This window comes from Rhizobium sp. 05L429, from assembly GCF_056397645.1.
The window spans coordinates 17,656-32,923 of the sequence record NZ_JBFTNV010000004.1 but is presented as its reverse complement, the minus strand read 5'-3'; the positions used below and the strand labels follow the sequence as shown (position 1 = coordinate 32,923).

The window sequence follows — 15,268 nt, the reverse complement described above, 5'->3', positions numbered from 1 at the left end:
GGATACCAGGAGGTGACGAAGGCCCGGCATACGGGCCTTCGTCCTATAGGCTAGCGGGGACTGCCGGTCGCCAGAGGTCCCCAGGAAAGTTCGCGATCCGCGACGGCCGCGAGGTCGATCATCACTTCGATGCCGGTCCTGATACGCCGCCGCAGAACGTCGGCACGATCCGGATTCGTCCGGAGCAGACCTTTCCCGTGGAGCGTCTGGAGCCGCGTGCGCGAGACTTTCAGCTCGGTCGCCAGCAGGCGGTCGAGCCGCATACCCGATGGCAACGGCACCAACAATTCGATCTCCAGCCGCGTCCAATCGGCTGTTTCCCGCATGACCTCTCTGGCGATTTCGAATTCCGGGAATTCGTCGACGCGCTGCGACTTGCGCCTCAATGCATCGAGGTTGAAGCTCTCCATCCGGATCCATTTGATATCGTTGGACTGCAGCGCTTCGAGGGTCTCAGGATCGATGTCGCGGACGTTCTGGCGCTCGAGGAGCGGCCGGTTCCAGGTCTTGTCGCAGGCCAGGCATTTGTAGATGAGCCAGGCATCCAGCTTGCGGCCATTGGCATTGAGCCGGATCTTGCCGCTGGATTGAAAGGCTCTCAATCCGCCGCATCCGCCACATGCGATCCAGGGCTGGGGGGCAGTTTTCGGCGTAATGGTCCATCGGACCCTGAGTGAACAGCACATAAGTCTTGGTCTTCCATTCGGAAGTTCACCAAGATGGCGCGAGAGAAAACCTTGAAGGCGCGGAGTGGCGATGCTTTTGGGTGGCTGAAGAGCAGAGACAGCGGAGCTGCGCTGGCGATCGGAACAATGCCAAACCGGTCTCTTGCCACCACCCGATGAACGTATTCATACGCCGATAGCCCGCGGCTATCCGGCAGTACGGGTGAAACTGGATTGAGACCGGTTCTTACTTAGGCAAAATCTACCTCGATGCGCCCATGCTCTTCGAGCGAACGAATAGCAAATGATGTCAGCGAGGGGGAGATGTGAGCCGCGGCACAGCGGGAAAGCTGCGCTATTGCGGCATTTTTGCAACTTTCCGCTGACGTCAGGAAAGGATTAGAGCTCCTGCGCCCTCGGCCGGAACAGGATCTCATTGATATCGACACGCGTTATGACGACGGTGTTTCCTTGATATTGTCGGTCATGACAACTCCTTTCAGGGCCGGCAACTTACCGGCCGACGCGGGCCTGCAGGTGCGCCGGGTAGCGATCTCCCTGCACGGTGACATCGGCCAGCGCCGCCTCGATCTCCTGCAGATCCTGCGCCGTCAGCTCGATCGCCGCACCGCCGATATTCTCTTCCAGCCGGTGCAGCTTGGTGGTTCCGGGGATCGGCGCGATCCATGGCTTTTGTGCCAGCAGCCAGGCGAGCGCGATCTGGGCCGACGTCGCCTGCTTGGCGGCGGCGATGCCTGATAGCACTGATACGAGGCCCTGGTTTGCCTTGCGGTTTTCCTCCGAAAAGCGCGGCACGACATTGCGGAAATCCGTCTTGTCGAAACTGGTGGTCTCGGTGATCGCGCCGGTCAGGAAGCCCTTGCCGAGCGGGCTGAAGGGCACGAAGCCGATGCCGAGTTCCTCGAGCAGCGGCAGGATTTCCTTCTCGGGCTCGCGCCACCACAGCGAATATTCGCTCTGCAGGGCGGCGACCGGCTGGACCGCATGGGCGCGGCGGATCGAACCTGCGCCGGCCTCGGACATGCCGAAATGCTTGACCTTGCCGGCAGCGATCAGATCCTTAACGGCACCGGCGACATCTTCCATCGGCACTTCGGTATCGACGCGGTGCTGGTAGAAGATATCGATGCAGTCGGTGCGCAGCCGTTTCAGGGCAGCATCGGCCACTGCGCGGATGCGCTCCGGCCGGCTGTCCTGTCCCTTGCTGACATCGCCGTCGCGAAAGCCGAACTTGGTGGCGATTACCACCTCGTTGCGGAAGGGTTCCAGCGCTTCGCCGAGCAGGTCTTCATTGGCGCCCTGGGCATAGGCTTCGGCCGTATCGAAGAAAGTCACGCCGCGGCCGAAGGCGGTGCGGATGAGGGTGATGGCCGTCTGCCTGTCCGTTGCCGGGCCGTAACCGTAGCTGAGGCCCATGCAGCCGAGGCCGAGGGCCGATACTTCAGGGCCGTCTGTTCCGAGTTTGCGCTTCTGCATTATCGTATCTCCGTCAGGTGATATTGTTCGTCGCTGACCTTTTCCATCCAGTCGGCGGCGCTGCGGTCGAGCTTTTCGGCGATGGCGATATGGCTCATGGCCGTGGTTGGCGTGGCGCCGTGCCAGTGCTTTTCGCCGGGCGCGAACCAGACGATATCGCCCGGCCGGATCTCTTCCACCGGGCCGCCCTCGCGTTGCGCCCAGCCGAGGCCGGAAATGACGATCAGCGTCTGGCCGAGCGGGTGAGTGTGCCATGCGGTGCGCGCGCCGGGCTCGAAAGTCACCGTGGCGCCGCCGACGCGATCCGGGTCTTCGCTGTCGAAACGGGAGTCGAGACGCACGGTTCCGGTGAAATAGGCCTCCGGTCCCCTAACGGAAGGGGCAAAGCCGCTTCGCTTGATCTGCATGTCGGAGCTCCTTGTCTGCTACCATAATTGCTGTCGACCTTTTAGCGGCTACGCAGTTCTGCGATTAGACGCTAAGTTGCGCATGAACCTATTAGGGGAGCTTATGAATGGGCCGGGCCGGTCTTGACGACATCGCCACTTTCCTGACCATCGCGCGCGGGGGAGGTTTTACGCGGGGTCCAGCCGGCGCCAACGGACGCCGGCCTTCGCTGTCGTGGTGGATGCGCTAAGCTATCGCGGCTGTGTCCGCACCAGCGCTCAGAAACCCAGGCGCTTCAGGTCTTCAGGCAGGAAGTTCTGTCCGCTGCGGTTCTTGACGGCGGGCAGATCGGCCATGCGTGCCTGCCACTGCGTCATCGCGTCGAGGCCAGACGGAACGATACCGGCGACTTCGGCAAAGGCGAGGCCGGCGAGCAGGGTAATGTCGGCCATCGAATAGATCTCGCCTGTCAGGAAGGGTTGCCTAGTGAGGATCTCGTTGAAATAGCGCAGCCCTTCCTTCGCCTTCTCGCCCTCGCGCTCGCCCATTTCCGTGCGGCCCGGCCATTGCGGGCTCTTAAAGGCCTGAAGTGCTGGTCCAAGACCAGGTGTGGCGTGATGGAAGAAGATGCCGACAGGATCGAGGACAAAGGCTTCGGCGCGGCGCTGCATCATATGGATCAGCGCCTTTTCCCGTGGGGTGCGGCCGGTGAGTTCCGGCTTGCCATCGAGATTGTCGAGATATTCGGTAATCGCCGTGCTTTCGGAAATCAGCGTGCCATCATCCAGTTCCAGGACCGGCAGCACGCCGGACGGGTTCTTCGCCAGGAAGGCCGGCTGCTTGTGTTCGGCGGCGATCAGGTCGACAGGGACAAATTCGATTTCGGAATCCAGGCCCTTTTGCGCCAGCACGATGCGGATGCGCATGGGGTTGGGGAAGCCCGGTCTGTCATAGATTTTCATGGAATTCTCTCTCTTTTGGGCAGGCGTGAAGGCGCGCCTCTTCGATCGAGAGGACGCCGGGCCCGAGGGATTGCTCATCAAGGTTGGAAGGGCGGAAAGCTGTTGGCCGCGCTTCTTGCCAAGATATGGCATGCGACCTATTGTTTGATAATAATCCCTTATCTGATCATGCTGTAAAGTGGAGCTGCACAATGGACCGAGCCGAACTGGATGGCCTTGCGATATTTCTGGCGGTGGCCGAGCAGAACGGATTTCGCGCAGCGGCACGCCAGCTGGGCCTGACCCCGTCGGCAATCAGCCAGGGTATCCAGACGCTCGAGAGGCGGGTAGGGGCTGCGCTGTTTGCGAGGACGACCCGCAGCGTTCGGCTGACGGAAGCGGGCCAGAAGCTGCTTGCCCATGCCAAGCCGGCAGCAGCGATGTTTCAGGCGGGCGTGAATGCCGCCCGCGATCTCGGCGAACAGCCTGGTGGTAACCTGCGCATCAATGCGCCGCGCCCGGCGGTTTCGCTGCTGATCAACAGCCTGCTGCCGGATTTCCACGACGCCTATCCCGGCATCAGTCTGGAACTGGTCGGCGACGACGAGTTCACCAATATCGTCGAACAAGGGTTCGATGCCGGTATCCGGCTCGGGCATACGATCGAACTCGACATGGTTTCAACCTGGCTGACGCCGCCCGACAAGTTCGTTGTCGTCGGCGCGCCGAGCCTGCTTCGCAAATATCCACGGCCCGGCCATCCGCGAGAGCTGCAGGGGCTGCCCGCTCTCTTGACCCGGCGAGGCGGGCAGGCGTCGCGGACCTGGGAATTCGTCGAAGGCGGCGAGAGCCTGAAGGTTGCCGTCGATGGCCCGCTGATCCTCAATGATTACGAGGCCTCGATCCGGGCTGCGCTTCGCGGCGTCGGCTTCCTCTACACGGTCGGCTCAGTCATCAGGCACTATATCGAGCAGGGAAGCCTCATTCCGGTGCTTGAAGATCATGCCCGCGATGTGCCGGGGCTCTGCCTCTATTATCCAAGCCGCAGCCAGTCGCTGCCCAAGCTCAGGGCCTTCGTGGACTTCGCGACGAAGCGCATGCGGCAGGGAATGGCCTCAGATGCATTCTCGATGCAGCCGCAGCTGATATCGCAAGGCTGAGGGCCGGCACCTAGCGGACACCGGCCCTCGCTTTACGATTTAAGCCACATGCTGAAGCTGGACTTCGCGATTGTGGAGAAAGCAGGCTTTGTCGAACAGCGTAAGGTCAAGCCGGTTGGGCAGACGGACATCAGCCAGATCCGGCAAGCCCTTGCCATCAGCCTCGAAGGATCGGTCGATCTGCGAGATGAAGGCCAGCACGATACCGGTTTGGCGAGCGAAGGTCTGGAGTGCAGACACCTGTTCCGAAAGGCCCGGCTTGCTGCGTTGCTGATCAAGGATCTGCAGATAGTCGATGACCCCAACCGTTCCCCGCGGAGCGCCCGCGAGATGCCGCATGACATAATCGGCGCTGATCTCGTCCGAGGTGACGATCTCGATCTTCTCGCCCAACGCTTCGCCTTCCGGCAGGGCATGAATACGCTTCATGGTCTGCTGTTCGGTATATTCGAGCGTGAAGAAGGTGGCCTTGCGGCTTTCCCTGACAGCATCGAGCAGAAGCTGCAGGCCGAGCAGGGTTTTGCCGTGACCCGGACGGGCGGCGATCAAAAGCAGATCGCCTTCCGCAAGCTGCGACAGAATCGGGCCGGTCAGTAACTGCGTCTCATGCTGGGATGCAAGCAGGCTCCAGGCGGTAAAACCTTCTTCCTGCGCGATACGGTCCAGCGCCTGATGGAGCGGAATCGTATCGGTGCGCGACAACATTTTCGCACGGCGCTTCAGCTGATAGATGGGTGCAGACAGTTTCATTCAAACCTCCATTGCGAGCCGGAAACGCAACCCCTCCTTATGCGGTGCTCGAACAGATGGTTCGATGGTGGATGAACCCCGCATGGACGATGCTTCCCGGCTGGAGGGAGGAGGCTTGGGTCGAGCCTTGTCCAAGAGGTAGCGGGCGTTGCGATTCGCGACAAGCGGGAAATGATGGGATCTTCCGGATCACATCTGATCGCCTGAGAAATGCGGGAGAGGCGGCAGAGCCGTTCGTCGCTCTGCCGGAACGGCGAAGCGGGAAGGTATTTTGCCTCCATGCGCAGCCGCGTTTCCTGCAATTTCCTCAGATCTGGCTGACGATGCATGGCCGGCATCCCCAGATGAGCTATATGCTGACATTGGAGGACTTTCCTTGATGTCGACAATGCCCGTCACCTGCGAGGTGCGCTACCGCCTCGATCCGAAGAAACGCAGGGAATTCGAAGCCTATGCCGGGGTTTGGGTCCAGTTGATCGAGCGCTATGGCGGAACGCATCATGGATATTTCATGCCGCGCGAAAAGCCTGATGGCGCGGGATTGAGTTTTCCCGGTGCCGGGGCAGACGGGGCAGGCAATATTGCAATCGCTCTCTTCACTTTCCCGGATGAGCAGACCTATCTCGGCTACCGCGCCAGCGTTGCCGCCGACCCGGACAGTATCGCGGCCAATGCACGCTTCGGGGCCGATCCGCCGTTCAAAAGTTACGAGCGCCTGTTTCTGCGACCACTGCCGCGCAGCGAATAGGGCGTGGAGGGTTCCTGTCGGCGGGGAAGAGATCGTCTGCACTCTCCGACAGCAAACAGACAGCTTCGGCGCGCTACCCGTTTGCCCGTCGCCCGCAAGGGGCAGCAGCAAAAGGGTAAAATCATGAAGCTGAAACTGATCGCCGCTCTCGCAATCCTGTCATTCACGCCGGCCTTGGCGCTTGCAAGTCCAAGCTGCACCAGCGAGCCGAAATCCAAATGGATGCCCGAGGCGGCCATGAAGGCGAAGATCGAGGCCATGGGCTACAAGGTCAGGACCTTCGAGATCACCGGCAATTGCTACGAAATCTACGGCAAGGACAAGAACGGCGAACGCGCCGAAGTCTATTTCAATCCGGTCTCCGGTGAGATCGTCCAGAAGGGCGATTGAGCGATGACGGCCATCTCGTCGAAGAAGGAGGAGGGCCAAGAGCCCTCCGATACCAACGAGCAGACGGTCAGGGTGTGGGATCCCGTCATCAGGCTGTTTCACTGGACCATCGTGGGGGCCTGCATGCTCAACCTCTTCATTCTCGAAGAGGGCAAATACTGGCACCGCATCACGGGTTATGTCGTCGCTGCGGCAATCGTCATTCGTATTCTCTGGGGTTTCGTCGGTACAAAACACGCTCGCTTTTCCGATTTCCTGCCGACGCCGCGCAGGGTGATGGAGCAGATACTCGATATGATCGATGGCAGTGAGAGACGTTACCTTGGTCATAATCCGCTGGCATCGGTCATGATGCTGATCCTGATGGCATTGCTGGCGGCAACTGCGCTGACCGGCTGGATGACGACGCTCGATGCCTTCTGGGGCGAGAAGTGGCTGGAGAAACTGCATGGCACCATCGCAAACGGCATCATGGTGCTTGCCTTCGTTCATGCGGGTGCGGCCATCGTCGAAAGCTGGAGGCACAGGGAAAATCTCGTCTGGTCGATGGTCACGGGTCGAAAGAAGGCATGAGGATACTGCTGGTCGAGGATAGTTCCCGGCTTCGCGAGCTGCTTTGCGAGGCTATCCGCGATGCCGGCTGGAAGATCGATGCCTTTGCGCTCGCGCAGGAAGGGCGGCTTGCATTGCAGGAAGCGGACTATGACCTGCTGCTTCTCGATCTCGGCCTGCCGGATGAAGACGGCATCGCGTTCCTGCGGTCGCTGCGGGCCGCAAGGGTTCAGATGCCGGTTCTGGTGCTGACCGCGCGGGGCGCGATCGACGAACGCATCGCCGGGCTCGACGCCGGCGCCGACGACTATCTTGTAAAGCCATTTCACAATGGCGAACTGATCGCCCGCATCCGCGCGCTGACGCGGCGCGCGCCGGCAACCATCATGCCGGTCCTGGAATTTGCCGCACTTCAATATGATGTCGCCTCGCGGCGGGTGATCTGTGCCGGCGCCGAGATCGCGCTCGCGCCCTCCGAAAAGGGCCTGCTGGAACTTCTGATGCGCAATGGCGGCCGGGTCGTGCCCAAGCCGAAGATCGAGCACGCCTTCTCGGAATTCGGCGACGAGCGCAGCAGCAATGCCGTCGAGCTTGCCGTTTCGAGGCTGCGCAGGAAACTCGAGAGGCATCCGACCGGGGCGCTGATCGAGACCGTCAGGGGTGTCGGCTACATGATGCGGGAGGCGCGCGCATGAGACTGAAATCGCCGACACTGGGCGCGATCCTGGCGCGGCGCATCGCCTTCTTTGCGGTGCTGGCCATGGTGGTGCAGCTCGCCGTGATCTTTTCCGACTATTACTGGAATGTCGGGGAGCTTTCGCGCCTCTTCGTGGAGCAGGAGACCGAGCGGCTCGCCTCCGGTATCGAGGTGGAAGACGGCACAATCCGCTACCGGCTTCCCGACAGCGTCGAAGGGCGCTACCGGCAGGCGCAGACCGGCTATGTGGCCCGCATCCGCGAGGCCGGTGGCGGGTTTGTTTTCCAGTCCTGCGATGCCGCCTGCGAAAGCCGCTTTCTGCCGCCTGATGTGAACCCGCCGGATTTCTGGCTGCGGTCACTCGAGCCCGGCAAGCCGCTGACATTGGTGGGCGGGCGGGCCTTCACAGTCGGCGAGCGGCGCTTCGTTGTCGATGTCGCGACGATGGGCGATCCGCAGGACGTGCTGTCGGATGTCTTCTGGAATGAGGTGATCGAACACATGATCGTGCCGATGAGCATTCTGCTGGTCCTCGTGCTCGGCGCCACCCTGCTTTCCGTGCGCCAGGCGCTGAAGCCGGTACGGATTGCGGCCGAGGCGGCGGAGCGGATCGATCCGATGGATTCCCGCTCACACCTGCAATTCCAGGAGATGCCACGGGAAATCGCCCATCTTGCCGAGGCTGTCAACCGGGCCTTCGCGCGTGTCGGCGAGCTGATGAAATCCCAGAAGATCCTGACATCGGGCATCGCCCACGAGGTCCGCACGCCGCTTGCCGCAATCAAGCTGGAGCTCGGTCATATCGACCATCCGCGCGCACGGAAGGCGGAAGCGGATCTCGACGACCTCGTCCGCTTCGTCAGCCAGATCACCACGCTCGCCAGGCTCGATACGTTCGATCACGGCATGTTCGAGGAGGTCGACCTCGTCGCGCTTTCATCCAGCGTGGTGGAACAGCTGGCGCCCTGGGTCTATGAAAACGGTCACTCGCTGGAATTCTCCGCGCAGGTGGATGCCGCCTTCGTGCAGGGTGTGCCGGCGCTGCTGAAGGATGCCCTCCGCAACCTGATCGACAATGCCGTTCGCCACACGCCCGCGCGTACCAATATCGTCGTGCGGGTCAGCAGCAACCTGATCCGCGTCGAGGACCGGCACCCGGTCGGCATCCGGCAAGGGTGCGACGTCACAGCCCGTACGGACGGGCTCGGGATCGGCCTTGATATCATAGAGCGCATTGCCGCGATCCACCGCGGTTCGCTTCGCCGCTCTGCCGGCAGGCAGGGGCATGTCTTCGATCTGGAAGTCGGCACATAGCCCGAGTCTGCGCCACGCTTCTTTTACATCATCTGTCATCGGAGGGTTCCGTGATCAAATCCGTCGTTATTTCCGGCTGTTCGGGTGGCGGGAAATCAACATTGCTCGAAGAGCTTTCCCGGCGCGGTTACGCCACCGTCGAAGAACCTGGACGCCGGATCGTGAAAGAGGAGCTGGCCGGGCAGGGCGCAGCTTTGCCCTGGGTCGATCCAGTGGCTTTTGCCCGGCGGGCGATCGCGATGGCGCTCGAAGATCAGAAGCTGGCAGAGACGCAGGCGGGATGGACGTTCTTCGACCGCGGCCTGATCGATGCCGTCGCCGCGCTGCAGGCCGCTACCGGAGAAGCGGTGCTGGAGACACTGCGTGACCGGCATCGCTATCACCAGACAGTGTTTCTGACGCCACCGTGGCCGGAGATCTACGTCAACGATCCCGAACGGCGGCATGGTTTTGAAGAGGCGGTTGCCGAATATGATCGACTGACCGCGGCCTATCCTGAAATCGGTTATGAGGTCGTCATGCTGCCGAAGTCCGATGTGGCCGCGCGTGCCGATTTTCTGCTGAGCCGCCTGCCGGGGTAATGCAGGCAGGCCTTATGTCATATGCACCTTGAATATCGGAAGTAACACTGCGCGCGAAGTTTGTTTGCGACATTGAAAGCAGGTTCGATGACGGATAGCAGAGCGATTTCGGCCGCCGGAAACAATGCAGATATCTATGAATGCGTGTTTCAGGCACACGATCTGAGATACAGGCGCGAAGCTTACGCGTTTATCAGTATCGACCCGCCGCCGCCCTATTACTCAAGCCTGACGACATTGTCGGCCACGCGGATAGACGAACAGCGGGCTGCCATCGATCAGCTTCGCCGCAGCAGGAGCTGGAAATTCGATTTCAAGGACAGTTTCTGCAGTTTCGATATGACCGCGCTCGGAATGGAAATTCTGTTTGAGGCGCGTTGGCTGTGGGCTCCGCCTCGCATGTTTGGCGGCACGGACCCCAACTGGCAGCAGGTCAAGACCGATGACGATCTGGCTCAATGGGAACAGGGCTGGAAACGAAACGGCTCTTCGACCGAGCGTAAGATGTTTCCATCCTCCATGCTTTCCCGGCCGGATATAGTCTTCTTTGGTCGCCGTAACGGTGCCGGCTTCCAGGCTGGATGCATCGGAAATATCTCCGGCGACTGCGTCGGCCTGTCGAACGTCTTTTCGGAGAGCGACGGCGAAGACGAGCTTCGAGCCGCCATCGAGTGTGTCGCAGCGCTCGCACCTGACAAGCCTGTGGTTGGGTATGATCGGGGAGCGATGCTCAGTCGCATGAAGTCTTTCGGCTTTGAGGATGTTGGACCGCTTCGGATCTGGCGGGGGAAGCAGCCGCTCTGAGCCGGGCCGATGATGTCTTTTGGGATCACCCGCCGTCCGATGCGGTCTTGAGATAGCCGATGACGGCGCGCTTGACGCGCAGCGCCAGCCCGGTCCTGTCCTCCTCTCCATGCTCGCCGGCGGCATCGATCATACCCTTGATGATCGCCACCACGTCGCGCGCCGCGGCATCGATATCGGGCTGCGGCGGCATGTCCGGCCGCAGGAGGGTATCGCGGGTGAGCTCGAAGAAGCGCGTCTTGACCCGTTCAGTCTCCGCATCGAGCGGCAGGCGGGCCTCTTCGTAATCGAGCAGGCGGGCAAGGGCAGGGCGTTCGAGCTGCTGGTGGACGCAAGGGCTGATCAGCGTCGAAAGCGCCTCTTCGCCGGTCGGCTCTCCGGCCGCACGTTCCGCATCTTCGACCAGTGACATCGTTTGCCGCAGGATCAGCGCGCCGATCAGCGCGTCCTTGCGCGGGAAATACTGGTAGAGCGAGCCGACGCTGACGCCGGCCTTTTCCGCCACCGCATTGGTGGAGAAACCCTCATGGCCGCGCTCCTCCAGAATGCGAGCCGCAGCCTCGATAATCGCCGAGACGGTTGCGAGTGAGCGGGCCTGTCTTGGTGCTTTTCTGGGCGCGGAGCGGCTCTTGTAGGGGCTGTCGGTCATGATCTGAAATGCGAGTGGCGGGAACGCGAGTTATCGCTCACATTAACGGCGTCAGATCAAGCGCACAAGCGATCGGGCAACATAGCAGGATTTGAAGTCTTCAAGCGCGTTGCCGGGACCGGTGACGCGCATACACCTTGCTGTGCCTGCGATCGCCTGAGCCGGAACAGAACGGAGAATGACATGACCCATGACATCAGGACCGCCATCGTCACAGGCGCATCCAAGGGCATAGGCGCGGCCATTGCCAGACAGCTCGCAGCCGATGGCTTCCAGACCGTCGTCAATTATGCCGAAAGTGTTGCGCAGGCGGAGGACGTGGTCGCTTCTGTCGAGGCCGCCGGTGGCCAGGCGCTTGCCATCCGCGCCGACGTCTCCGACCCGCGAGCGGTCGCTGATCTCTTCGAGCGTACCGAAGCGCAATTCGGAACCGTCGACGTGCTCGTCAACAATGCCGGCGTCACCACCTTCGGCCCGCTCTCCGAAGTCAGCGATGAAGACTATCAGCGCCTGATCGCCGTGAACCTCACCGGCACCTTCAACGGCATGCGCGAGGGTGCAAGGCGCGTGCGTGACGGCGGCCGCATCATCAACCTTTCCACCAGCATCATCGGCCATTATTCGCCGGGCAATGCCGTCTACACGGCGACGAAGGCGGCGGTCGAAGCGATGACGCATATCCTCGCAAAGGAGCTCGGGCCCCGCCGCATCACCGTCAACGCCGTGGCGCCCGGGCCGGTCGCAACCGAACTGCTGCTCGCCGGCCGCTCCCCGGAGCTGATCCAGCGCCTGACCAACGAGATCCCGCTCGGCCGGCTCGGGCAGCCGGAGGATATTGCGCGCGTCGTGTCGTTTCTGGCGAGCGCAGAGAGCGGTTGGGTCAATGGGCAAGTGATCCGGGCGAATGGCGGGCGGAACTGATGGGAGGGAAGCGCTTCATCCCGTGGGCAGGGCATAGCCAGTCGGGCTCAGCTGCTCGAGCACGTTGAGAACCGTCCAGCAGGCAGCCGCCGCCGCCCATTCCGCCATGTCCGCCTTGCCCTGCACACGCCCCACGGCCGCAAGCGCCGTCTGTCGCGCGAGTGCATGAATGGCGATCTGAGTGGAGGTACAGCCCGCCATTCCATAGGCTTGCGCCACCACCTCCAGCCGACGGATCTGCTCGTCGCCCATATAGTCGTCGTCTCCGAGGTCGAGCCAGGCAAAGGCGAAGTAACCAAGATCCCAAAGGCGCAGGCCCGGAGCGATCGTGTCGAAATCGATCATGCCGCACGGCTGGCGATCACGGAACACCGCGTTCGGCGGACCCCAGTCGTTGTGGCACATGACCTCCGCGCCCGCGTCCAGGACGAGCGGAAAATTCGACGTCGCGTCGTGGAAGCGTCTGAGGAGACGAGCAGCGGCGGTGAGCTGGGCATCGTCGAAATGGCCGAGATCGTCAGGAACATGGCCGGGAATGAAGCTCAGCACTTCCCGCTGCTGATCGTCCACGCCTAAAAAGCGAGGCGCGGCATCAAAGCCACGCTCTTCGAGGTGAAGGAGAAGACCATGCACATGCGTCCGGTCCCTTGTGACTGGGCGCCTGACAGTATCCCCGACCCGGACAACGCCGGCAGTAATGCGACCGCCGGTCAACGGCGTTTCTTCCGCGCTCATTCGAGAAGACTAGCCGCAATCCAGCAGGGGAGGAATGGCCCGTTTGCAGAAGACATGAACCTTCCGCAGCTTGACATGAAAAACGACGGCGCGCATAAAAATCATATGGGGTTGCGATCACCCCACGAGGCGACATGCCGAAGAATCGCGTCCATGAAACCGAACACCGGAGGACGCGTCATGCCATCATTTCTCGAAATATCTTCAGACAAATTGAACCGTATCGTCGGCACACCCAATGCGCCTGTCATCGTCGATGTGCGCGTCGACGATGATTTCGCCCGCGATCCGCGACTCGTGCCGGGCTCGATCCGTAAATCCCACACCAATATCGACGAATGGGCAGCCGGTTTCGCCGGGCCGGTGGTCGTCGTCTGCCAGGCGGGCGGCAAGCTCAGCCATGGGGTCGCCGCCCATATCCGGCATGCCGGGGGAGCGGCGGAGGTGCTGGAAGGCGGCTTCGAAGCCTGGACAGGCTCGGGCGGGACGGCTGTGCCCGTCGACAGGCTGCCGCCGCGCGACCGGCAGGGACGGACCGTGTGGGTCACGCGTGCGCGTCCGAAGATCGACCGCATCGCCTGTCCGTGGCTCATCCGGCGCTTCGTCGATCCCTCCGCGGTTTTTCTCTTCGTGCCGACGTCCGACGTCTTGCTGGTTGGCGATCGCTTCAGCGCCATGCCCTTCGATATCGAGGAGGTCTTCTGGAGTCACCGCGGCGAGCTCTGCACCTTCGATGTGATGATCGAGGAATTCGGCCTTGCTTCGGGGCCGATGTCGAGGCTCGCAACGATCGTTCGTGGCGCCGATACCGCCCGGCCGGACCTCGCCCCTGAAGTCGCCGGGTTGCTGGCTGCTTCGCTCGGCCTGTCGCGCATGTTCGTCGACGACCTCAAGCAACTGGATGCCGGCATGCTGCTCTATGATGCCTTCTACCGCTGGTGCCGCGATGCCACGGACGAAACGCACAACTGGCCTTCCGCGAAAAAGGGAGGCTGACGTGAACAGTGCCGTCACGCATGCGACGCCCGATACCGGGGCGTCGCCTAACCCGCATGGCGTTACCTTCGGCGAGGCTTTTCGTGTCTGGCTGCGGGTCGCCGCGCTCAGCTTCGGCGGACCGGCCGGGCAGATCGCCGTCATGCATCGCATCGTCGTCGATGAGAAGAAGTGGATCGGCGAGCAGCGCTTCCTGCATGCGCTGAACTATTGCATGCTGCTTCCGGGACCGGAGGCGCAGCAGCTCGCCATCTATATCGGCTGGCTGATGCATCGGACCGCCGGCGGTCTGGTCGCAGGCATCCTGTTCGTGCTTCCGGGCTTCCTGTCCATCCTGGCCTTGAGCTACCTCTATGTGACCCTCGGCAGCGTCGAGGCCGTCGAGGGACTGTTCTTCGGCCTGAAGGCCGCCGTGCTAGCCGTCGTCATTCAGGCGGTCGTCAGGGTCGGCGGCCGTGCGCTGAAGAACAGGGCGATGATCGGCATCGCGGCAGCCGCCTTCCTGGCGATCTTCGTCCTGCATGTGCCTTTTCCTGTGATCATCATGGTCGCCGCCATCGTCGGATTCCTGGGATCGAAGTCAGGTTCCCGCCTGTTCCAGGGCAGTGGCGGGCACAAGGCAGCCGGCGGCGCGATGCTGTCCGACGCCGACGCGCTGCTCGGGGAAGATATACCTGATCATGCGCGGCCGAACCTGCGCTGGTCGCTGAGGATCTCGTCTGTGCTGCTGGTGCTCTGGCTGCTGCCGCTGCTGCTGCTCTATCTCTTCCTCGGACCCGACGACATCTTCACGCATATCGGCGTGTTCTTCAGCAAGATGGCGATGGTGACTTTCGGCGGCGCTTACGCCGTACTTGCCTATGTCGCGCAGGAGGCCGTCCAGCGTTTCGGATGGCTGAAGCCCAACGAAATGCTCGATGGTCTGGGCATGGCGGAAACAACGCCCGGCCCGCTCATCATGGTTCTCCAGTTCGTCGGCTTCATGGGGGCCTATCGTGATCCCGGCAGCCTGAATCCGATCACCGCAGCCACGCTCGCAGCCATCCTGACAACATGGGTGACCTTCATTCCCTGTTTTCTCTGGATCTTCCTCGGCGCTCCCTTCATTGAGAAACTGCGTGGCAATGCAGCACTTGCAGGCGCGATGACGGCCATAACTGCGGCCGTGGTCGGCGTCATCCTCAATCTGGCGATCTGGTTCGGCCTGCACTTCCTGTTCCGGAGCACGGAGATTCACAGCCTTGGACCTTTCTCCATCGAGCTGCCTGTCTGGACGTCGCTGTCGACGCCGTCGCTGTTGCTGAGCCTTGCGGCAGCCATCGCGATCTTCCCGTTCAGGGTGGCGGTCATTCCGGTGCTGCTCGGCTGCGCAGTGGCCGGAATGCTCTGGCCCGCCTGAGGCATCGCCGGCTTGCCGGCAGCCGCATCATCGGAAAAACCGATGGCACCATCGGTTTCTTCCGTTTTTCTTCCGGCCCGGT

General features: G+C 61.9%; 18 protein-coding genes. 11 read left to right on the top strand and 7 right to left on the bottom strand.

Annotated features, from left to right (window positions below):
• Positions 1-50: 50 nt before the first annotated feature.
• From AC1DNW_RS04940 to AC1DNW_RS04925, 4 genes are all read right to left on the bottom strand, one after another.
• Positions 51-686, bottom strand: a complete 636-nt coding sequence (locus AC1DNW_RS04940; protein WP_113307658.1) for a DUF1062 domain-containing protein — start codon at positions 684-686, stop codon at positions 51-53.
• 492 nt (positions 687-1,178) lie between these two features.
• Positions 1,179-2,162, bottom strand: coding sequence for an aldo/keto reductase (locus tag AC1DNW_RS04935; RefSeq protein ID WP_113307659.1), 984 nt, complete (start codon positions 2,160-2,162; stop codon positions 1,179-1,181).
• The gene (locus AC1DNW_RS04930; protein WP_113301499.1) at positions 2,162-2,569 is read right to left on the bottom strand and encodes a (R)-mandelonitrile lyase; all 408 of its coding nucleotides are present in this window, start codon (positions 2,567-2,569) and stop codon (positions 2,162-2,164) included. The genes AC1DNW_RS04935 and AC1DNW_RS04930 overlap by 1 nt, the downstream gene beginning before the upstream one ends.
• A 258-nt stretch (positions 2,570-2,827) precedes the next feature.
• Positions 2,828-3,511 (bottom strand): glutathione S-transferase family protein, encoded by a 684-nt coding sequence (locus AC1DNW_RS04925; RefSeq protein ID WP_113307660.1) that lies wholly within the window; start codon positions 3,509-3,511, stop codon positions 2,828-2,830.
• Between the two features lie 191 nt (positions 3,512-3,702).
• Here AC1DNW_RS04925 and AC1DNW_RS04920 point away from each other — a divergent pair, with 191 nt between their 5' ends.
• Complete coding sequence (locus AC1DNW_RS04920) at positions 3,703-4,650, top strand: LysR family transcriptional regulator (RefSeq protein ID WP_162748429.1); 948 nt, start codon at positions 3,703-3,705, stop codon at positions 4,648-4,650.
• Positions 4,651-4,689: 39 nt separating this feature from the next.
• On the opposite strand, the gene AC1DNW_RS04915 is transcribed toward AC1DNW_RS04920, so the two are convergent.
• Positions 4,690-5,400, bottom strand: a complete 711-nt coding sequence (locus AC1DNW_RS04915) for a DNA helicase (RefSeq protein ID WP_113307662.1) — start codon at positions 5,398-5,400, stop codon at positions 4,690-4,692.
• Positions 5,401-5,779: 379 nt separating this feature from the next.
• Here AC1DNW_RS04915 and AC1DNW_RS04910 point away from each other — a divergent pair, with 379 nt between their 5' ends.
• The 7 genes from AC1DNW_RS04910 to AC1DNW_RS04880 all read left to right on the top strand — a co-directional run bounded on the left by AC1DNW_RS04910 (position 5,780) and on the right by AC1DNW_RS04880 (position 10,486).
• Positions 5,780-6,148: an NIPSNAP family protein gene (locus tag AC1DNW_RS04910; protein WP_113301494.1), complete on the top strand. Its 369-nt coding sequence runs from the start codon at positions 5,780-5,782 to the stop codon at positions 6,146-6,148.
• Positions 6,149-6,271: 123 nt separating this feature from the next.
• A complete protein-coding gene (locus AC1DNW_RS04905; protein WP_113301493.1) occupies positions 6,272-6,538 on the top strand; it encodes a PepSY domain-containing protein in 267 nt (88 codons plus the stop codon).
• A gap of 3 nt (positions 6,539-6,541) precedes the next feature.
• Positions 6,542-7,111, top strand: coding sequence for a cytochrome b/b6 domain-containing protein (locus AC1DNW_RS04900; RefSeq protein WP_113307664.1), 570 nt, complete (start codon positions 6,542-6,544; stop codon positions 7,109-7,111).
• Positions 7,108-7,785, top strand: a complete 678-nt coding sequence (locus AC1DNW_RS04895) for a response regulator transcription factor (protein WP_477852129.1) — start codon at positions 7,108-7,110, stop codon at positions 7,783-7,785. The genes AC1DNW_RS04900 and AC1DNW_RS04895 overlap by 4 nt, the downstream gene beginning before the upstream one ends.
• Complete coding sequence (locus AC1DNW_RS04890) at positions 7,782-9,101, top strand: ATP-binding protein (RefSeq protein ID WP_113307665.1); 1,320 nt, start codon at positions 7,782-7,784, stop codon at positions 9,099-9,101. The genes AC1DNW_RS04895 and AC1DNW_RS04890 overlap by 4 nt, the downstream gene beginning before the upstream one ends.
• Positions 9,102-9,151: 50 nt before the next feature.
• Positions 9,152-9,682, top strand: coding sequence for an AAA family ATPase (locus AC1DNW_RS04885; RefSeq protein WP_113307666.1), 531 nt, complete (start codon positions 9,152-9,154; stop codon positions 9,680-9,682).
• An 87-nt stretch (positions 9,683-9,769) separates the two neighbouring features.
• A complete protein-coding gene (locus tag AC1DNW_RS04880) occupies positions 9,770-10,486 on the top strand; it encodes a hypothetical protein (RefSeq protein ID WP_113307667.1) in 717 nt (238 codons plus the stop codon).
• Positions 10,487-10,511: 25 nt separating this feature from the next.
• On the opposite strand, the gene AC1DNW_RS04875 is transcribed toward AC1DNW_RS04880, so the two are convergent.
• On the bottom strand, positions 10,512-11,135 hold the full coding sequence (locus tag AC1DNW_RS04875) for a TetR/AcrR family transcriptional regulator (protein WP_113307668.1): 624 nt from the start codon (positions 11,133-11,135) through the stop codon (positions 10,512-10,514).
• A gap of 183 nt (positions 11,136-11,318) precedes the next feature.
• Here AC1DNW_RS04875 and AC1DNW_RS04870 point away from each other — a divergent pair, with 183 nt between their 5' ends.
• Positions 11,319-12,056, top strand: coding sequence for an SDR family oxidoreductase (locus AC1DNW_RS04870; RefSeq protein ID WP_113307669.1), 738 nt, complete (start codon positions 11,319-11,321; stop codon positions 12,054-12,056).
• Between the two features lie 15 nt (positions 12,057-12,071).
• Here the strand turns inward: AC1DNW_RS04870 and AC1DNW_RS04865 are convergent, their stop codons facing one another.
• Positions 12,072-12,791 (bottom strand): phosphotransferase, encoded by a 720-nt coding sequence (locus AC1DNW_RS04865; RefSeq protein WP_113307670.1) that lies wholly within the window; start codon positions 12,789-12,791, stop codon positions 12,072-12,074.
• A 180-nt stretch (positions 12,792-12,971) separates the two neighbouring features.
• Here AC1DNW_RS04865 and AC1DNW_RS04860 point away from each other — a divergent pair, with 180 nt between their 5' ends.
• Both AC1DNW_RS04860 and chrA read left to right on the top strand, forming a co-directional pair.
• Positions 12,972-13,787, top strand: coding sequence for a sulfurtransferase/chromate resistance protein (locus tag AC1DNW_RS04860; protein WP_113301549.1), 816 nt, complete (start codon positions 12,972-12,974; stop codon positions 13,785-13,787).
• A gap of 1 nt (position 13,788) precedes the next feature.
• Positions 13,789-15,186, top strand: coding sequence for a chromate efflux transporter (gene chrA, locus AC1DNW_RS04855; RefSeq protein ID WP_113307671.1), 1,398 nt, complete (start codon positions 13,789-13,791; stop codon positions 15,184-15,186).
• Positions 15,187-15,268: the final 82 nt, after the last annotated feature.

Bases quoted from the DNA above. Each gene is read 5' to 3' on its own strand.
- AC1DNW_RS04940 (WP_113307658.1), bottom strand. From the start codon at position 686: ATGTGCTGTTCACTCAGGGTCCGATGGACCATTACGCCGAAAACTGCC.
- AC1DNW_RS04935 (WP_113307659.1), bottom strand. From the start codon at position 2,162: ATGCAGAAGCGCAAACTCGGAACAGACGGCCCTGAAGTATCGGCCCTC.
- AC1DNW_RS04930 (WP_113301499.1), bottom strand. From the start codon at position 2,569: ATGCAGATCAAGCGAAGCGGCTTTGCCCCTTCCGTTAGGGGACCGGAG.
- AC1DNW_RS04925 (WP_113307660.1), bottom strand. From the start codon at position 3,511: ATGAAAATCTATGACAGACCGGGCTTCCCCAACCCCATGCGCATCCGC.
- AC1DNW_RS04920 (WP_162748429.1), top strand. From the start codon at position 3,703: ATGGACCGAGCCGAACTGGATGGCCTTGCGATATTTCTGGCGGTGGCC.
- AC1DNW_RS04915 (WP_113307662.1), bottom strand. From the start codon at position 5,400: ATGAAACTGTCTGCACCCATCTATCAGCTGAAGCGCCGTGCGAAAATG.
- AC1DNW_RS04910 (WP_113301494.1), top strand. From the start codon at position 5,780: ATGTCGACAATGCCCGTCACCTGCGAGGTGCGCTACCGCCTCGATCCG.
- AC1DNW_RS04905 (WP_113301493.1), top strand. From the start codon at position 6,272: ATGAAGCTGAAACTGATCGCCGCTCTCGCAATCCTGTCATTCACGCCG.
- AC1DNW_RS04900 (WP_113307664.1), top strand. From the start codon at position 6,542: ATGACGGCCATCTCGTCGAAGAAGGAGGAGGGCCAAGAGCCCTCCGAT.
- AC1DNW_RS04895 (WP_477852129.1), top strand. From the start codon at position 7,108: ATGAGGATACTGCTGGTCGAGGATAGTTCCCGGCTTCGCGAGCTGCTT.
- AC1DNW_RS04890 (WP_113307665.1), top strand. From the start codon at position 7,782: ATGAGACTGAAATCGCCGACACTGGGCGCGATCCTGGCGCGGCGCATC.
- AC1DNW_RS04880 (WP_113307667.1), top strand. From the start codon at position 9,770: ATGACGGATAGCAGAGCGATTTCGGCCGCCGGAAACAATGCAGATATC.
- AC1DNW_RS04875 (WP_113307668.1), bottom strand. From the start codon at position 11,135: ATGACCGACAGCCCCTACAAGAGCCGCTCCGCGCCCAGAAAAGCACCA.
- AC1DNW_RS04870 (WP_113307669.1), top strand. From the start codon at position 11,319: ATGACCCATGACATCAGGACCGCCATCGTCACAGGCGCATCCAAGGGC.
- AC1DNW_RS04865 (WP_113307670.1), bottom strand. From the start codon at position 12,791: ATGAGCGCGGAAGAAACGCCGTTGACCGGCGGTCGCATTACTGCCGGC.
- AC1DNW_RS04860 (WP_113301549.1), top strand. From the start codon at position 12,972: ATGCCATCATTTCTCGAAATATCTTCAGACAAATTGAACCGTATCGTC.